Genomic DNA, 17,551 nt, shown 5'->3' with positions numbered 1-17,551 from the left:
GGTTTTGTTTTATTTATAGTTTATTTGAAAGCTTTCTCACTAATTCCGTCTCCATCGAGCCTCAATCGCTCCATATAATCCGGAACGGTACGGCCTAACGCTTTATCTACGTATAGTTTAGCCAAGTATTGAGCGAGCATGAAGCCGTGACCTTGCAAACCGACGAATAGTCCGTTATCCGGATCGATAATGTAGCGAGGCTCTACATAATAACCGGACCATGTGGCTTGTACGGGTACTGTGGCTAACGATGGAATCCAATCGCAGAACACCTCGGAGATGATCTCCATGAAACGACGGGTATTAAACTTCAACTCATCAAAGTTGCTGATCTCCGCTTTAGCGTCGACAGCGGGGGAGGCGCAAGCGATAATCTGTCCGGTCTCGGCGAATTGCTGACCGTAGACAGCGGAGAAGTCGTTACGTTTCCGGCGGTCTATCAACATATCGAGGATATCCCCGTCTTTACCCAGATTCGGCAGGCGATGGGTAATCAACGCTTGGTGCTTGACCGGATAGAGGCCGGTGTAAAGGCCTAGCATGCGGGCGAAACGCTCGGCGCTATAACCGAGGGCGTTCACGAAATGATCGCATTCGTATTCGATGTATCGCTTATCATGCGTATATAATAAGACGTGATATTTTCCACCGTTTTTGTGTACTTCCACTAGGTGTGTGTCTTCCAAAACCTCACCTTGCCGCTCTTTGCCTTTGTTTCGTATAAAGTCTATCACACGCCCCGGGGTAGCTTGCCAACAATGCTGGGAGATTTGTGCGGCGAAATAGGTGTTTTGGTTCGTGTTGAAGTAGGGGGACACCTCTTTCTGGAAGTCTTTCTTGTCGATCAAATAAGCGTTGGACCAACCGCAGGAACGTTCCAGATCATTGTAGGTAGCCTCGTCGTGGGCGAACGTGATATAGCGTATCTCACGGTAATGGATATCGTATTCTTTTTGTGTCTCCTCGAATATCGTTTGGTTATTACGGGCGATCTCCGCTAATTCGGGGATCGAGAACGCTGGACGACCACCACCGATATTACGCCATGATGATCCTCGATCCGCATTAATAAGCACGGTCTTTTTACCGGCTTCCGCAAAATAACGGAATAATGCGCTACCACCTATACCTCCGCCGGCGATTAAGACTTCCGTCTTACGAACCTGCTTTCCGGAATCTACTTTATAGGTATCCGCTATCTGACGCTGCGGATACATTTCCCCTAGGACGAAGCGGGTAGATAGGGGAGCACGGGGGGTAGCGTCGCCTACCAGTTCGATACCTTTTTCCCTTAGTTTCATGCGTAGGCGGGGTATGCAGCGTTTTCCCCGGCATGGCCCCATTCCTAGGCGGGTGATATGTTTTACCTCGTCGACGGAGATATATTTACGATCCCCAATGGCGGAAAGTAGCTCGTCCAAAGATACGTCCTCGCAATGGCAAACATAGGTCTCCGACTCACACTCCGGCTCTTGCTTGAAGTCGATCTCCTCCGGATAGTTTTCTTTTACGATGAATCCTGTGATATTCAATAAGGCATCGTTTTCCATTCCTGCCGCTTTCACACGGGCCACGTTTGTTTTTGTCGGCTTCTTTAATACTTTCTCAATGATACCTTCGCCTTGTTTCTTCCCGTTATCATCAACGAGCCACACCTCAGCACCTTCTTCTACCTCGTATTCTACCGGTAAGAATAAGTTTTGCTTCCGGGTATCGTAGCCGAAAATAGCCAGCCCCGGACAATGGGATACGCATTGCATACAGCCGGTACATTTTTCGTAATCGATCTCGGGCGTTACGCTGGTGGAGCTTTTGGTGATCGCCTTTTGAGGACAAGCGAAAGAGCAAGGGTTACAAGCGAAACCGTATAGGCAATCCAAGCGAACGAAAGGGCGTTGGGCTTGACGCTCGGGAGTGGGCCTTGGGGACTCTTCCTTAATGCGGATCGGATGTTGCTGGGAGTCGATGTATTCCTTAGATATTTGTAAGTAATCGTTGTAGTTGAAACGTACGCCTAGCTCTTGGGCGATCTCATAAGCGGCTTGCTTTCCTCTTAGTACGGCGGTAGTACCTTCTCCGATTCGTACGGCATCACCTACGCCGGCACAACGTTTTCCAAATGTATATTGGCCTTTGGTTAGCAATTGGTTGTCGGGAATCAATCCTGTACATATATTAATAACATCAATACCATCAATCACTTTCTCTGTTCCCGGGATTGGCTTGAAGTTCTCGCATTCGCAGACAACCGCGCCGGTGATACCTGTCCGATCCTGGTTTGGAATGGCTTTCAAAAGCATATGAGAGGTATAAATAGGTATGCCAAGGCGGCGAATTCGATTCGCTTGTACCGGAAATCCACCTTCATGGGGCATCGCCTCTAAAATAGCCTTGACTTTCGCTCCGGCTTGCATCAATTGGTAAGACGTTAGGTAACCTATATTACCGGCGCCTACTGTCAATATGTTTTTGCCGAGTAACGTGAATTCAGCGTTCATCATTTTCTGTACGACTGCCGCTGTATAAACTCCGGGCACATCATCATTCTCGAAGGTCGGCATAAAAGGAACCGCACCAGTAGCGACTATCAAGGCTTGAGCTTCTACATAGAAATTTTTATGGTTAAGCATGTCTTTTACGGCGATACGCTTATTTTGTAGGATATCCCAGACCGTAGAATGTAAGAAAATACCAGAGTGGTCGTCTCCAGCTAAAGTTTTCGCTATATCGAAACCACGCATACCGCCAAAGCGCCACTCTTTCTCGAAAAAGAAAAATGCATGGGTTTGCATCAAGAATTGACCGCCAATCTTATCATTGCTATCGATTACGATGCTGTTCAAGCCTAGCTCTTTTAAGGTTTCCCTACAAGCTAATCCAGCGGGGCCGGCACCAATGATGGCCACATCGGTTCGATAGATCTCTACCGGTTCTTCTCTGGGTTCTATTTGGGAATCTGTCGTATAATTCTGTACTGTTATTTCCGATACTTCCTTTACATTGTCTACTTTCGTAATACAGATACGCTTTACTTCTCCGTCTACCAGCATTTCGCAGGCGCCACATTTACCGATACCGCAATTCAACGAACGGTTGCGGCCATTTACGCTATGACTGTGTACTGGATAGCCGGCCTGATGTAAGGCGGCGGCGATGGTAAAACCCTTCATTCCCGTTACGGGTTTGCCATTGAATAAAAAAGTGTGTTCTCCCTCTTGTGGAATTGTTAAAATAGGATGATTAACGATTCTTTCCATAATTGCTATTGATTTAATTGGGCTAAAATTACGGATATAATTGGATAAATGTCCTAATTTTACTTGAAATCTATTCATAAAAAAGCGATTATCCCTAAATATTTAGGAGTAATCGCCGTGTTTTACTTGAAATTTGTCGTTTTGGGTAACCGCTCCACCAACCATAGCGTCGGAAGCGCTTTCATTTAATGTTAATCCTAGTGCGCTAACGATAGGAACCGTTAGAAAAGTGTTCCTCATCCGCTTCCGCATTCATCCGGAAGGCAAAGAGCATTATCATAAACAATAATATAGAAAGTAACTTCTTAATCATGCCTCAAACCGATCAATCATCATTTTTATCTTTGTTTGTAAAACAATTTGCAGCTTGAAATGTTTTATATTCAAACAGTCGATAAAAAGAAAAGCTCTCAGCCTAAAAGAAATTACTGGTGAACCTTTTCAAACAATCTTCTGTTATACTATAAAATGACTCAGAAGTCACCTTGATAGTAGTCATCGTATAATAATTTGTTAGTAGTATTTGTTTTTTCATATAAGTAGAGTTTGTTATTTGTTTGGTCCGCATGTAGCTGTGAAGCTGGATGCGGATTTTTATTTGTTTCCGCATGGAATCCATATGTTAATGCTAAAATATAAGATGTTGTGTGTCATGATTATCTGTAGATAGGCGAAATTCGGCATATCCGTTGTTCTATATCTATTGATTACGTTAATATGAATAGATTGTTTAATTAAAAATCTTATCCGGGTTCAGCGATCCAAGAGGTATATGTTGCGGAAAAGACTGAAGGGAAACTCTTTAAGGTGATTTTGGTAATCGAGGGCAAGGAGGCTATCGCTATCTTTAATGAAAAGGGAGAAGAGATGAAGTAGTTATTAATGAATAGGATAATCCAAGATAGAAATAAACTCTATATTTGTCCCAATAACCGTATGCAATGAGCGTCTACCACTTTTCAGGTAGGCGTTTTTTTTTCTTCTATTCCCATTCTCCCTTCCAAATGGGAGATCATTGTACTTCGACACTACACTGGCGATTCAAGTCCAGATTTTTTTATTAGCTTGAGAAAGAGACTGTTTTTTGAATTTCGCTATTCATTTATTGTTTATCAATAAATATTTATTACATTTGCAACGTCGTTTAAAATTAACATCATACGTCATGAAAAGAATTTCAACAGCATTTCTTCAAACAGTTATTGTTCTTATCGGTATTGTGGCACTTATTATTTTGATTTGGTTTCCCTTAACTGAGGGACGAGCCACACACCTAGATTTATTTAGTACTTACGCTGATCCATTTATCTTATATGGATATGGAGCGTCAATCGCTTTTTTTGTTGCGTTGTACAATGCTTTTAGGTTGCTCGGTTATATTGGGCAAAATAAAGTGTTTTCAACAAACTCTGTAAAGACTTTGAAGAACATAAAGCATTGTGCGATCTTACTAAGTATTTTAATCGTGCTGGCAGGACTATTTATAAGGTTGACCCATAATACAGAAGATGACCCCGCAGGTTTTCTTGCCATTTGTATCGTAACTACTTTTGTCGCTATCGTAGTTGCGACAGCCGTGGCTGTATTTGAAAAATTATTGCAAAATGCGATAGATATGAAATCAGAGAATGACTTAACAGTTTAATTATGCCTATTATTGTAAACTTAGATGTAATGATGGCAAAGCGGAAGATTTCTTTGAACGAACTTTCTGAAAGAGTTGGTTTGACATTATCTAACCTTTCTATCTTAAAAACGGGAAAGGCGAAAGCAATTCGTTTTAGTACCCTAGAGGCAATTTGTAGAGCATTAGACTGTCAGCCAAGCGACATTTTGGAATATGTAAATGATGAGAAAAAAACAACATAAGGAATCAACACTTTGATGCGGTTCAGTCTGCTTATTAGTATAATACAACTTTATGTAGTGCCTAACTCTTGTAAGAGTTTGTTATTTTTGATCCGCATGTAGCAGTGACACTGGATGCGGATTTTTATTTTCTGTTTTATTTTGGCTATTGAAATTCATCAAAAGCATAAACATTATGATCTTTAATCTGGTTATAATAATATAAGGTATTAGTTTAAGGCAATATATCCACTTCCGCTTCACCTGTGAAGGCCGAGCGGTTTGGTTTTCTAACTTTACTTCATGGCGTTTAAATCCTGTTCATGCAAGACTTAAGCGCCATTTTTCTGTACTTTCCCTTGAAAACTTTATGGGATCTACTCGGTATCTTTATTTTCAGTCTCTAGTTCCTTGATCTCTTTATTCAGAAAGACAGACAGAACTGTTCTTAGCACGACTATTCCACCTAAAATGGCCAATTCATTAAGTGTTGGTTCCAATACTGTTTTTAAGATATCTGACGCTATCAAAAATTCTAGTCCGAGAAGTAAGTATGTACCGAATGCAGCTCTTAGTTTTCTTATGTTAGTAATGGAATAATTACCAATAAGTCGCTTAAGTTCATTTCTGAAAAATGAGATGACTCCGATTAATGCACCATAGGTGACGATCAGAAGGCTTGTCACACTTATTATTGTCGCTAAGGTATTTAAAAAACCAGTAAGCATAAATAGACCATTTTACAACCATAACATAAAAGGCCTATAGAATGTTTGTTGGAAGGCTCGCAGGTATGGTAGGTTTTCGGACTCACACTTTTACACGTATAGGATCAATCATGGATAAAAAACAACCCGGTAGTACAAAACTTGCCGGGTTGCTGTCTGTGTTATTCCAGAACGTCAAAAAATCCCCAATATTTTCACTTGCAACAAAATGCGCATCAAACATAATCTTTATTATTTGAATATCAAAACAAATCTATTAAATATTTTTCTTTTAAGCCTATTTTTATTGTTGTAGGACCATCTGATTTCTTTTTAAGGAAACTACTTCCTATCTAATGGCAATGAACTTCAATGATCTCATTTAGATTAGTGGTATATAATTTAGAGATGTGTTCATTTTCCATTTTTGCTATTTTATGTAAAAGAATTAAAGATGAAAATCTGTCTATATGATTTGTTTATTTGATTAAATATATTATATTTGTAGTAATAAAAATAAAGATTATGGAAGACCTTGAATTAATATCATTGTTGAATGAGTGTAATAAGATGAGTGTTCTTGAAGTGAGTAATTATCTTTTAGGAAAAATGGATTATTTGTCACGTATAAAAAGTGATAAGTCAAATAAGATACTAAAGTATATAGAGTCTTTTGTCTGGATGATAAATCACGCGGGTAACCGTAGGCCAAGTTATGTCTCTGATAAAGATTATGAATTGATGCAAAAATCATTTGCGATTATTTATAGGAATAGTATTATCCATTGAGTAGAATCGAAAGTCTTTTTTAACTTTAGGCAAATGACTCTAGGCTAAATTCTTTTGATTTAGCCTAGAGTCATTGATAGTGTCGTAGAATCTTTAATGATTACAAACCTTTGTAATATCTACCGTGAAACCATTTTCGACAGGCATGAATTTCCCCTTTTGTTTCAGAAATACGATTAACTCATCCGCATCCATATTTTCTGCCGAACAAGTATAGAAACGCTGATCCTCACCAAAAGTCTTAACGATCGCTTCTTTTAAAGAAGCTTCTGAATAACTATTACCCTCCATCATATGAAGGACTTCGTGTGCATGTAACTGTTCCATAAATCAAATTACTTAATTATCGGATACAAAAATAAGGGGTTTATCCGTATAAAGGTGTAACAAATGTGACATCCTTTCAACTTTAGGCTTTTCTAAACAAAAATTAATCAAACCTGTTTAAATGATAGGACGTCTTATTTTTTAATAACTAAAATATATCACAATATGAAACGTATATTCTTCATGACATTGTTTGTCGCATTAACGACAATCACATATAGTCAAACGGATGATAAAGGATATGAGGAAGGCAAATGGGTACTGAAAGGTGTGACAGGTTTGAACTTGTCGCAAACGGCGATGTCGAATTGGTCGGCTGGCGGTGAGAACTCTGTTGCCGGAAATGCGTATCTGAATGGGGCATTAACACATAAAAGCGGTGACTGGTTATGGGTAACCAATCTCGCTCTCGATTACGGATTATCAAAGACTAAATCGCAGGGAATGAGGAAAAGTACCGATAATATAACCCTGTCTACCCAATTAGGATATTCCACCAATAATGTATGGTATTATACGTTGATGGGAGATTTAAACACCCAGTTTGCCAAAGGATATAATTATCCGGATAAGACACATTATATATCGAACTTCTTTGCGCCGGCGTATTCGAATATCTCCGTAGGTATGGAATATCGTCCCAAAAGCAATTATTCGGTTTATCTTTCTCCGGCTTCCACGAAGATGACTTTCGTGGAGGATGATTACCTTTCCGAGTTAGGAGCTTTCGGGGTCGATCCGGGAGATCGCTTCAGAATGGAATGGGGAGCTTACCTGAAAGCTCGTGCGGAATTAACCGTGATGGAAAACGTGAACTTGATTACTACAGCTGACTTTTTTACTCCTTATAGCGATCAATTCGGAAATATCGATGTCAATTGGGATGTATTGATAAGCATGAAGATTAATAAATTCCTGTCCGCTACACTTAATACGACACTTAAATACGATAACGACGTGAAAACTTTTGAGGATAATGGAGAGAAACGGGGGGCGAAGGTCCAGTTCAAGGAAATATTAGGCATAGGTGTCGCCTATAATTTTTAAGTGGCATTTACTTGCAGAAAATTCATAGTTATGACTACTTTCACTCATAGCTATGAATTTTTTTATAACTATGACTTTTTCTTGTAGTAATGATAACGCTCCAACACTTCCCGCACGTAATTATATGTTTCTGAGCCACGCAAGTATCCATGCTTGCAAACAGGATCGTTATAATACTCGGGATCATTTTTCAAACGAATATATTCCGCTACATTATTATCCCATTTATTGGGATCTTTTCCATATTTTCGGGCCAATCGCTGCGCATCGTAAATATGTCCGATCCCAGCGTTGTAAGCCGCTAGGGTAAACTTGACTTTTTCTTCAGGATCCGTAATCTCAGAAAAACCTTGACGGAAGCGCCGTAAACAATCTACTCCCGTACGGATTCCCGTATCCGGATCTTTCAATTCATGCGGGGTGACACCTAATGCCTTCGCCGTATTTGGCATGATTCCCATAAGCCCCTCGGCACCGGCCCACGATACAACCGTAGGATTGAAATGAGACTCTTGATAGGAAATAGACGCCAGCAGCTGCCAATCCCATCCGATGTTTTTCGCATGTTTCTTGAATAAAGGGTCATACGGGGAAATATGTCCATTCTTTACCTCCGGAATATCTGCGGTAAAAGGTCGCTTGCTTAATTCAAAGTACCGCTTAGTAACTGCCTTGAAAGAATGTTTACCCGTTTTATCAGAAGCCCATTCATCGATGGCCTTCGCCAAGTCCGGACTACTTTTCCTTACCACCCATGAAGAGCGTTGGGGAAAACTAACCTTTAGGTCGACATTGATATTCCAATAATAAGTCTTGTTTAGGCGGGCGGTGTTATCATCGCTGATCGTATAGGGAATTTCGCCCAAGGAGACCATCTCGATAAGATCTTCGGTAGCAATGGAGTCATTTTCCACTTTTTGGATATGGATTCCTCCGCCGAGTTCCTCATCCAAGTTCTTCAGTCGTTCGGAGTATTTGGTGTTAGGCTTTACGTAAACATTCTTATCGATTAATTGAGTGACATCGGTAAGAAGCTTATCGCCTTTATTGGCCCGTTGTATCAATACTTGACTGGAGATATCTTCCCGGCCGCAATAAATGACCTCTTGTTTCAGCTTGTTATTGATTGGGATAGGGTAGGCTACAACATCGGCCTCACCGGCTTCAAGCATCTCGATCAGGCGGGCAGGATTCTCGGCGACCTTGATGTTTAATTTCAAACCTTGGCTCTTGGCAAAATCGTTTATCAGATCGTATTCGTAACCCATGGGTTGCATCTTATATTGGAAGTAGGAGGTAGAACTGTATAAAGTCACCGCCGTGATCTCGCCTTCCGCTTTCAGTTGCGGTAAATCCACGAAAACGGAAACGTCCTCTTTCTCCTCTTGTTTGTTACCGTTGCAACCATACAAGAAGAACAAAAAGAGCAGAAAGGGGACGTATTTCCTATACATTATATTATATGTTTATTTTTTCTCAAGCAAAACCACGTTCTCCACATGATGTGTATGAGGAAACATATCGACCGGACGGACTTTCTTGACGGAGTATTTCACGCTCAACAAACTCAAATCGCGGGCTTGCGTAGCAGGATTGCAGCTAACGTAAACGATACGTTCCGGCTCGGCGAAGAGAATAGTGTTGATCACATCATCATGCATACCGGCACGTGGTGGATCGGTAATAATAACATCCGGACGTCCGTGTTGGTTTATGAAATCCTGCGTAAGGATATCTTTCATATCACCGGCATAAAAAAGCGTGTTCTCTATATGGTTCAAGGCGGAATTCACTTTTGCGTCCTCGATAGCCTCCGGTACGTATTCGATGCCGATAACCTTCTTTGCTTGACGAGAGACGAAATTAGCGATCGTACCTGTCCCGGTATATAAATCGTACACCATCTCATTTCCGGTAAGACCCGCAAATTCTCTAGCCACTTTATATAGATTATAAGCCTGTTCACTGTTTGTCTGATAGAAAGACTTAGGACCTACCTTGAATTGAAGCCCCTCCATCTCCTCGATGATATGATCTTTTCCCTTGAATACGAGAACTTCTTGGTCGGTGATCGTGTCATTACATTTGCCGTTGATGACGTACATCAAGGACGTGATTTCCGGGAATCGTTCCGCCAGATGAGATAATAACGCTTCCCTGCGCTCTACATCCTCATGGAAGAAAACCAATACGACCATCAAATCCCCAGTGGATGCCGTACGGATCATCAACGTACGAACGAATCCCTCTTGGTTCCGTAAATCGAAGAAAGGATATCCCTCATGAGATAGGCAATATTCCTTGACGCAAAGACGGATCTTGTTCGATATATCATCTTGCAACCAACATTTATGGATGTCCAATACCTTATCGAACATCCCCGGTATATGAAACCCGACACCATTCATGCAATCGAAAGAAGCACCGGACTGGATCTCTTCCTCCGTAAGCCATTTCTTGTTTGAGAAAGTAAACTCAAGCTTGTTCCGGTAGAAAGTCGTGCGCTCGGAACCTAAGATCGGAAGTTTCTCTTCCATTTCGACTTTCCCGATGCGGGTAAGATTATCGTAGACCTGTTTTTGCTTATAGTAAAGTTGTTCCTCATAGGGAAGATGTTGCCACTTGCAACCTCCACAGACACCGAAGTGCTCACAAAACGGCTCCGCACGTTTGGCCGAGTACTCATGGAAATATACAGGTTTCCCCTCCGCATAACTATTCTTCTTACGGGTCAGTTGAATATCAACCACGTCTCCCGGAGCGACGAAGGGTACAAATACCACCATATCGTTCACTCTTGCGATAGCCTTGCCCTCGGCGGCTACGTCCGTAATGGTTACCTTTTCTAATATAGGCAACTGTTTCTTCTTTCTTGCCAATGTCGTTAAGTTTTAAATTCGCTTCGCGAAAATACTTACAATTCCGCTAAGAACAAAGAGCTTCGTTCTATATACTTAAATGAGTCCGGCAAACAGTTCTCGTTATTCTATCAAGATTGATGAAGATATGATTATGGACAGAAAGGGATGTATAGTATGTGTTTATAAATCAATATATTGCAGTTTCTTAAAATTTCTTATAAGGAAAACTTTTGTTTTTTCCTGTGAAACCAAGTATTTTTGAAAGATGTGCAAAGATAACGCAACTATGCTAAAAATCAAATAGTTATAAAACATATTTTTTAGTAAGGTCGGAAAAGAAAGTAAAGAAAAGCATATTTGGAAGGGAGTTACGTTACCAAATCGTAACTCACCTCCAAAAACTTTTAAATGGGACATAATATATTAATTTTCAATCGGTTGCCCGCTTTTGCATAACCTCAAATAACTCAACAGTAATTAAATTTGTAACTAAAAAAAGTTGAGTTATGAGAAGTACATTCAAAGTGTTATTTTACACAAAAAAGCAGTCAGTAAAAAACGGTAAGGCACCTGTGATGGGCCGTATCACCATTAACGGAACCCAGGCAGGTTTCAGTTGTAAGAAAGAAGTGTCCCTTACGTTGTGGGACGTCAAAGCGAACCGGGCAAAAGGTAAATCCGAAGAAGCCCGTACTCTCAATCAGGAACTTGATAATATCAAGGCCCAAATTACCAAGCACTATCAGTATATTTGCGACCATGACAGTTTTGTCACGGCTAAGAAGGTCTATAACCGTTACGTCGGTTTTGGAGAGGACTATCACACGCTTATGGCACTTTTCAAGGAACAACTTGAATCATATAAGGAAAAGATAGGTAAAGGAAAGGCGGAAAGCACTTACCGTGGACTGGTTGCCGACTATAAAAGTCTCCTGCTTTTCATGAAAACCAAAAAGGACATCGAAGATATAGCTATTGATGAACTTGAAAAACCGTTCATTGAAGATTATTACACATGGATGCTCGGAACGGCTGGAAATGCAAACGCTACGGCTTTTAACCGTGTCAACACCCTGAAATGGTTATTGTACATCGCACAGGAAAGAGGCTGGATAAGAGTCCATCCGTTTGTATCCTTCGAATGTGTGCCCGAATACAAAAGACGTTCCTTTCTTTCCGAAGAGGAACTGCAAAGAATAATTCATGTAGAACTGAAATACAAGCGTCAGCGTGCCATGCGCGATATGTTCCTATTCATGTGCTTCACCGGTCTTGCCTATGCCGACCTGAAAGCCATAACCTATGACAATATTCATACCGATTCCGATGGCGGCACATGGCTGATGGGAAACCGTATAAAGACAGGAGTTGCATACGTCGTAAAATTATTGCCGATTGCTATCGAACTGATTGAAAAATACAGAGGTGTGGATGAAAAGAAAGATTCCCCCGATTGTGTTTTCCCGGTAGGTGAATATAACACTATGTTCCTCAGTCTCAAAATCATAGGCAAGAAATGCGATTGCCGAACTGAAGTCACCCCACATATCGGACGCCACACATTTGCTGTTTTGGCCATCCTCAAAGGGATGCCACTGGAAACCCTGCAAAAGGTTTTAGGGCATAATTCCATTCTCTCCACCCAGATATATGCCGAACTTATTAACCCGAAAGTCAGTGAGGATACTGACAAACTGTGTGAGAAAATCGGCCACGTTTATAAACTTGCCATGTAACATGACAATAAAAAGAAACGTCCCCCCAAGCAATTGCCGGAAGGACGTTTCTTTTCTCTCTTTATTTCCTGAACCGTCTGAAATCTCTGTAGTTCTTGCTCAGCACTTCATATAGCTTGCTTTCGGGATAAAGCAACTTTCCGCCAATAGAGGTATAGGGCACCGCCTTTTCATCTCTCAGCGTTTGCAGCGTGCGCCGGGAGATGTGCAGCATGGCGCATACATCGTCCCCGGTCAGGTAATGTTCATCCGCAATCGTCGGGCGTATTCGTGCCGTGGCATCCTCCACCGCTTTTCCCGTTCTCCTGATCCATCCGGTCAAATCCTTAAACTCTTCCGAATCTTTTGTGATAATCTCTGCCATACCTTTATTTTCTTCTGGTTAGTCCACTTTCCAAAATCTCCTGAATATCCACTTCCCGGTAGAAGAACTTTCCTCCTACATTCGAGTAAGGGATAAGTCCGTTATCCCGATAGTTTTGCAGGCATCTTTTCGATATGCCCAATGCCAGACATACGTCCTGCGCATCCATTCATTTGTCCGGTGCGGACGGGGCAATCTTTTTTTGAAAGTCACCCATTTGTGCGGCCAGTGTACTGACCAGCTTTCTCAGCTCTTGATACGCGCTTGTTTCAATAATCGTCAGTTCCATACTAAAATCATTTTTAAGTTTCTGAATATGCGGCAAAATAAGGCACATCTTACATACCTTCCAAACCGCCGAAATCAAAGTCACCCGTTGGCGTGCATTGGCCTGATAAAACAAAAGCCCGTCCCTGCATCCACGCAGCAACGGGCCTTCCATCCTTTTACTTGTCTTTTGTTATTCTACATCTTTCTACCTTTACTCTTTTTCGGTATTTCTTTTTCAACCTTCATTTTCGGAATGGCATCTTCTTTCTGCCGTGTATCGGGAAAATGCTCATACAACAGTTTTCCGGCCAGTTTCTTCGCCTTCTCCTGCATCTCGTCATACACATCCCATCTGTCCCGACTCAGCAGCTTGTTTTCAATTCTTTCAAATTTCTCATGAAAACTGAAATTGTCCGGATACTCGTCTATCAGTCCGTCCCTCGGATAACCCTTGTCCATGATATACAGCAATGTCATCCGGTCATAGTTATCCACGCTTCGGGCTAAACCAAGCCCCTTCTCATTATCCGTCAGCCGGGCATAATTCTCCCATGTGGGTGAAAGGTCATACTCCTCTTTGTCCGTAACACTTTTCAAAGCCGATTTATCCAGAAAGGCATCTGCCGGAATCTTTTCCATTGGTAGCAGACTGTCATAATTATCATAACAGCGGTTTATTTTCCCCGCCATCAGCGAAGGCCATCCCCGAAGCTCATATACCGTCAGCGACTTGCCTTCAAAGTCCGGCTCAAAGAAACGCCTCTCGATATTCGCCTCCATAAAGGCTCCATATTGGTGGTTTCCCTTATAATCCCGGCTGAAAAGCAATACCCCCTTGTCTGTTTCAACACCCGTATAAAATTTGTTCCCGTGTTCCAAGTCATCCAACATATCCGCCACCGCTACGGGTGATGACTTTATTTCTTTCCACATTTTCGGCGTGAGCCAGCGGGTATAAGTCTCATCCTTCGAAAACGGGTCTATTTCATTTCACAGGCAATACACTACTTCCGACAGACGTTGGCATCTCTGTAAAATGATTCCATGCTCGTCCATCGCCTTTTCCAGCCTTTTCAGGTAATCCTCATTGTTTCCTTCCTGCAAGGGAGGTACGATACCCATATCGGGCACATTATAATACATCAGGCCCATAGCCGGCATTTCCTCGCTTTTCAATGCCTTTTCCACATCCTTCTGCATGAACTCTTGAAAACCTTCCTCACCCGTACCTTTCATGCTGATATGTACGGGGTTGAAAAATTTGTCCACAGTTATATATACGCTGCCGCCTTTTATCGTTCCGTTCTGTTCATTTTCCATATATTAAAGAATTAAATGTTTATACCCTGTCCTTTCTTTTTAAACGGTATCCTTGTTTTCACTTCCGTCTCCGGGAACCTTGCATTATCCGGTCGTGTAACCGGCAGCGAGACAATCCGTTCCTGTTCCTTTGAGAGTGGCGCACGCATCAGTTGCAAGTTTCTCAGCCGGTTAAAGTTTCTTAGTGTAGGTGCCATGTCGCACCGTTTCGTGCAAATCCCGTATCGGAGTATATCCGGCGAAGCTGTCTTGCAGTCCCCGATTTCCGCCCGAAATTCCGCATCCAACGGTGCCACCTCATGGAACCTCAATTCCTCCGGCTTTCGTTTCCCGTCGAAAAAGTATCCGGCCAAATCGTTCAGAAACTCTTCCAATGCCTTGTCCCCTTTGTCCGTTTTTCCCAGTAGCAACACCTTCTGTCCGTATTCTACTGCCGTACAAGTAGGAAAAACGGCCAGTCCGTTCCTTATCACGTCCCCGTTCATTCCAAAACGGTGCCCCAACCGCCTGTAGTCATCATTCTCCAATAAGACCGTATGTTCCGCCGATGACGACAGTTGTACGATACCCCTTTCCTCACAGAATGCCGCATCCCGCAGTCTTACCACACCCGAAGGATGAATCCTTTCCCGTTCCAATACCGGCGTGAGCCGTTCCAGATAATTCGCATTATCCGTTCCGAGTATGGGGGGAATCAGACTTTTGTCTCTGAAGTCGAAACGGAACATTCAGTGGTCGGGTACAAATTCCCTGCTTGCAGTATGAAACCGTACGTTGTTGCTGATATATCGGGAGAATCCTTCTTCTCCCTGTCCCCGCATACTTAAATAAACGGGGCGGTAAAAAGCATCCAGCGTCATATACAGACTGCCGCTTTCCACCGCTTGCATTTTCTTTTCTTCCATAAATTCTATATGATTAGTTGTTTCTTTTCCTTTTTATCCGGAGTAATGGAGGCTACATGCTTTGCCTGCCGTTGACCGTTACCCCGTTTCTGCGCAGGAACTTCCCGTATGGGGGCTGTATCGAATGATTTACCTGTCTTTTGTTCTTTAGAACGCTGATAAGAAGCTGTTTGCATTCTTTCTGTTTTTTCCGTCCGGTTGATACTTCCGCCCAACTTAAATTCCCCGTCCGTTATATGAAACTCCGATTGCAGAATATCCCTTGCCATTACCTTCGCTTCCGTCTGCAAGGCCGCATAGCCGAAATCATGTGACGACATTGGCGCCGATTGTCGTGCCTTGATGCTGTCACCCAACTTTTCAGCCAAATCTCGGAACTCATACTCATAACTGAACGGATGAAAATAGTCTGCCGTCACATGACCGGCATACCCGTTTTCCGAAATATAAAGCAGAGAGGCCACGTCATAATTACGTGGCGAAATACCCAGATTGAAGTCCTTCGTCAACTGGTCAAAGTTACTGTAATCCGGTCTTAAATCGTATTTGTCCGTGCAGACGGCACCTTCCAGCATTTCTTTTCCTGCCAGTTTCTCAGAAGTAAAGCTGAACTCCGATTTACGCAGTTGCGTATCGGCACTGCGCAAATCGCTTTTCGCCAGTTTGTCGATGCAGTTGTCCGCCAGTTCCGCCACTTGTCGGGAAGGTGTCTCTATCTCATACAGTTTCAATGTCTCCGCCCCTTTGGTCATATTGAAAAATCCGTCCGCCAGATATTGCAGATAGCTGTTGCGAGCTTTCATACCCTTTTCGTTGTCCGAGAAGAACAATACGCCCTCATCCGTCGCCACGGCATACACTCGCCACTTTTCGCCCGACAGTTTTTCATTGTTCCAGCCTTCCGCCTCGTTATGCCGGATAAACTCTTTATATTGCCTGTCTTTTTGCAGTGCTGTGGATGATGCCCGGCGGCTGAACAGTTTCAACCCTGTTTTCAGCGTATAGGCTGCATCCCTCAAAGGAATCCGCCTTCCCGTCACTGCCTTGTGTCTATGGATAGTCGGAACCAGAGTATGAAAATACCAGTTCGCCAGTTCTCCCCGTCGGGAAGGTATCTTCCCTTTATCTGCGAAATCCGCTTTTAGAATCGTTCATCCGGGTAGGTAGCCCCGTTTGTCGAAGCTCTTCACCATCTTCCCGATATAATCCTCATACGCTTTCGGTGTGGCATCACCCGTGTGTACATCCACCGGGGTATTTTTTTCGTCCAGCGTGATGAACACGCTCCCTGACCCTTCCGCTGTCCGCCCCGATAAACGGGTTATCCAGCGGGTCGTCCAATCTTTCAGTAATCCCATAATCTTGATTTGTTTACAGAAGTTTTATAGATGCAAAGAAAGCGCTTTGACCGTCAATCTGCAATACGGCGGACACACAAGTCACCTTTTGGCGGCTGTTGGCGTGCAAACTTTACGCCAGCCGTTCGTCCAACATCTTGATATAGCTTTTGCGAATAGAGTCAATAAAAGGAGTGGAAACCGTACAGCGGTCAAACACCTTTCCCCGCTTGGTGTATAAGGCATTTATTTTCAGGTTAAAAGCATCCTCGAATACTCTGATGACATCTACAACAGTAAGTTTCTTCCCTTCCGCGCAGTCCACAACCCTGGCGGCCATCAATGCGGCCACTAATTCTATCAGGTCATTATCCGTACCGTTCCAGCGAAGTGTTGATTTCCGTTTATTACCCTGCCGGTGAATTTCCATTTTCATACTGGTGCCACCTGCATGATAACGGAAATAATCTTTCGTTATTTCTATCTCCGTTTCCAATAATGAAAGAGTCTTGCTGATAAACACATCGTAGAGTATATGTCGTCCTCCTTCCATGACGTTACAAGTCTGTTGCATAAAAAGAAGTTCTATTTTTGTGTAGTTCAACCGTCTTAATAGTTTCATTCTATCCTCATCTTGCGATAGTTCGGCAAGCTGATTTGCGAAATCGTCATAGGCGGCAGGTAAATCTTCCGACATAAGTTCAGAGCCTGTCATGTAAGAGGTGAACATATTGAATAGAAGAGTATTTGTCAATGTTCTCATAGCGTTAAAATTTAAAGTTT

The 17,551-nt window shown here is 42.5% G+C and carries 22 protein-coding genes; 5 read left to right on the top strand and 17 right to left on the bottom strand.

Annotated features, from left to right (window positions below; translation table 11 throughout):
• Positions 1-20: 20 nt before the first annotated feature.
• Positions 21-3,257: an FAD-dependent oxidoreductase gene (locus D7V92_RS04640; protein WP_121772391.1), complete on the bottom strand. Its 3,237-nt coding sequence runs from the start codon at positions 3,255-3,257 to the stop codon at positions 21-23.
• 102 nt (positions 3,258-3,359) lie between these two features.
• A complete protein-coding gene (locus D7V92_RS22030; RefSeq protein ID WP_008772202.1) occupies positions 3,360-3,497 on the bottom strand; it encodes a hypothetical protein in 138 nt (45 codons plus the stop codon).
• A 925-nt stretch (positions 3,498-4,422) separates the two neighbouring features.
• Between D7V92_RS22030 and D7V92_RS04630 the strand changes: the two genes are divergently transcribed.
• The gene (locus tag D7V92_RS04630) at positions 4,423-4,902 is read left to right on the top strand and encodes a DUF2975 domain-containing protein (protein ID WP_087344632.1); all 480 of its coding nucleotides are present in this window, start codon (positions 4,423-4,425) and stop codon (positions 4,900-4,902) included.
• Positions 4,903-4,904: 2 nt separating this feature from the next.
• Positions 4,905-5,126, top strand: coding sequence for a helix-turn-helix transcriptional regulator (locus D7V92_RS04625; protein ID WP_005862373.1), 222 nt, complete (start codon positions 4,905-4,907; stop codon positions 5,124-5,126).
• Between the two features lie 356 nt (positions 5,127-5,482).
• Here the strand turns inward: D7V92_RS04625 and D7V92_RS04620 are convergent, their stop codons facing one another.
• Together D7V92_RS04620 and D7V92_RS22705 are read right to left on the bottom strand one after the other, a co-directional pair.
• On the bottom strand, positions 5,483-5,833 hold the full coding sequence (locus D7V92_RS04620) for a DUF1622 domain-containing protein (protein ID WP_121772390.1): 351 nt from the start codon (positions 5,831-5,833) through the stop codon (positions 5,483-5,485).
• Between the two features lie 332 nt (positions 5,834-6,165).
• On the bottom strand, positions 6,166-6,237 hold the full coding sequence (locus tag D7V92_RS22705) for a hypothetical protein (protein WP_350453580.1): 72 nt from the start codon (positions 6,235-6,237) through the stop codon (positions 6,166-6,168).
• Between the two features lie 100 nt (positions 6,238-6,337).
• On the opposite strand from D7V92_RS22705, the gene D7V92_RS04615 reads away from it, so the two are divergent.
• A complete protein-coding gene (locus D7V92_RS04615) occupies positions 6,338-6,601 on the top strand; it encodes a hypothetical protein (RefSeq protein WP_005862371.1) in 264 nt (87 codons plus the stop codon).
• 93 nt (positions 6,602-6,694) lie between these two features.
• On the opposite strand, the gene D7V92_RS04610 is transcribed toward D7V92_RS04615, so the two are convergent.
• Positions 6,695-6,928 carry a YecH family metal-binding protein gene (locus tag D7V92_RS04610; RefSeq protein WP_005862370.1) on the bottom strand — a complete coding sequence of 78 codons (234 nt, stop codon included), beginning with the start codon at positions 6,926-6,928 and terminating at the stop codon, positions 6,695-6,697.
• A gap of 165 nt (positions 6,929-7,093) precedes the next feature.
• Here D7V92_RS04610 and D7V92_RS04605 point away from each other — a divergent pair, with 165 nt between their 5' ends.
• Positions 7,094-7,975 (top strand): DUF3078 domain-containing protein, encoded by an 882-nt coding sequence (locus D7V92_RS04605; protein WP_011966289.1) that lies wholly within the window; start codon positions 7,094-7,096, stop codon positions 7,973-7,975.
• A 68-nt stretch (positions 7,976-8,043) separates the two neighbouring features.
• Here D7V92_RS04605 and D7V92_RS04600 read toward each other — a convergent pair whose 3' ends face one another.
• Both D7V92_RS04600 and rlmD read right to left on the bottom strand, forming a co-directional pair.
• Positions 8,044-9,429, bottom strand: coding sequence for a transglycosylase SLT domain-containing protein (locus tag D7V92_RS04600; RefSeq protein ID WP_008772197.1), 1,386 nt, complete (start codon positions 9,427-9,429; stop codon positions 8,044-8,046).
• Between the two features lie 12 nt (positions 9,430-9,441).
• On the bottom strand, positions 9,442-10,854 hold the full coding sequence (rlmD, locus tag D7V92_RS04595; RefSeq protein WP_005857064.1) for a 23S rRNA (uracil(1939)-C(5))-methyltransferase RlmD: 1,413 nt from the start codon (positions 10,852-10,854) through the stop codon (positions 9,442-9,444).
• 488 nt (positions 10,855-11,342) lie between these two features.
• Here rlmD and D7V92_RS04590 point away from each other — a divergent pair, with 488 nt between their 5' ends.
• Positions 11,343-12,572 carry a site-specific integrase gene (locus D7V92_RS04590; protein ID WP_121772389.1) on the top strand — a complete coding sequence of 410 codons (1,230 nt, stop codon included), beginning with the start codon at positions 11,343-11,345 and terminating at the stop codon, positions 12,570-12,572.
• 61 nt (positions 12,573-12,633) lie between these two features.
• Here D7V92_RS04590 and D7V92_RS04585 read toward each other — a convergent pair whose 3' ends face one another.
• From D7V92_RS04585 to D7V92_RS04545, 10 genes are all read right to left on the bottom strand, one after another.
• A complete protein-coding gene (locus D7V92_RS04585; RefSeq protein ID WP_121772388.1) occupies positions 12,634-12,936 on the bottom strand; it encodes a helix-turn-helix domain-containing protein in 303 nt (100 codons plus the stop codon).
• A gap of 4 nt (positions 12,937-12,940) precedes the next feature.
• Positions 12,941-13,105: a helix-turn-helix domain-containing protein gene (locus D7V92_RS04580; protein WP_044245270.1), complete on the bottom strand. Its 165-nt coding sequence runs from the start codon at positions 13,103-13,105 to the stop codon at positions 12,941-12,943.
• Complete coding sequence (locus D7V92_RS22180; RefSeq protein WP_171032097.1) at positions 13,106-13,378, bottom strand: hypothetical protein; 273 nt, start codon at positions 13,376-13,378, stop codon at positions 13,106-13,108.
• A 23-nt stretch (positions 13,379-13,401) separates the two neighbouring features.
• Positions 13,402-14,139 (bottom strand): DUF6047 family protein, encoded by a 738-nt coding sequence (locus D7V92_RS04570; RefSeq protein WP_199718898.1) that lies wholly within the window; start codon positions 14,137-14,139, stop codon positions 13,402-13,404.
• Positions 14,140-14,196: 57 nt separating this feature from the next.
• Complete coding sequence (locus D7V92_RS04565; protein WP_121772386.1) at positions 14,197-14,526, bottom strand: hypothetical protein; 330 nt, start codon at positions 14,524-14,526, stop codon at positions 14,197-14,199.
• Positions 14,527-14,537: 11 nt separating this feature from the next.
• On the bottom strand, positions 14,538-15,254 hold the full coding sequence (locus D7V92_RS04560) for a DUF6047 family protein (RefSeq protein ID WP_121772385.1): 717 nt from the start codon (positions 15,252-15,254) through the stop codon (positions 14,538-14,540).
• Positions 15,255-15,431: a hypothetical protein gene (locus D7V92_RS22175; protein ID WP_009860284.1), complete on the bottom strand. Its 177-nt coding sequence runs from the start codon at positions 15,429-15,431 to the stop codon at positions 15,255-15,257.
• 5 nt (positions 15,432-15,436) lie between these two features.
• Positions 15,437-16,471, bottom strand: coding sequence for a DUF6047 family protein (locus D7V92_RS04555; RefSeq protein WP_121772384.1), 1,035 nt, complete (start codon positions 16,469-16,471; stop codon positions 15,437-15,439).
• A 111-nt stretch (positions 16,472-16,582) separates the two neighbouring features.
• A complete protein-coding gene (locus tag D7V92_RS04550) occupies positions 16,583-16,789 on the bottom strand; it encodes a hypothetical protein (protein WP_121772383.1) in 207 nt (68 codons plus the stop codon).
• A gap of 112 nt (positions 16,790-16,901) precedes the next feature.
• Entirely contained in the window at positions 16,902-17,531 is a 630-nt protein-coding gene (locus tag D7V92_RS04545) for an RteC domain-containing protein (protein ID WP_121772382.1), read from the bottom strand.
• Positions 17,532-17,551 lie beyond the last annotated feature (20 nt).

This window comes from Parabacteroides sp. CH2-D42-20 (genome assembly GCF_003670185.1).
GTDB lineage: Bacteria > Bacteroidota > Bacteroidia > Bacteroidales > Tannerellaceae > Parabacteroides > Parabacteroides distasonis.
The sequence above is the reverse complement of the archived record's forward strand: the minus strand, read 5'-3'. Positions and strand labels throughout refer to the sequence as shown.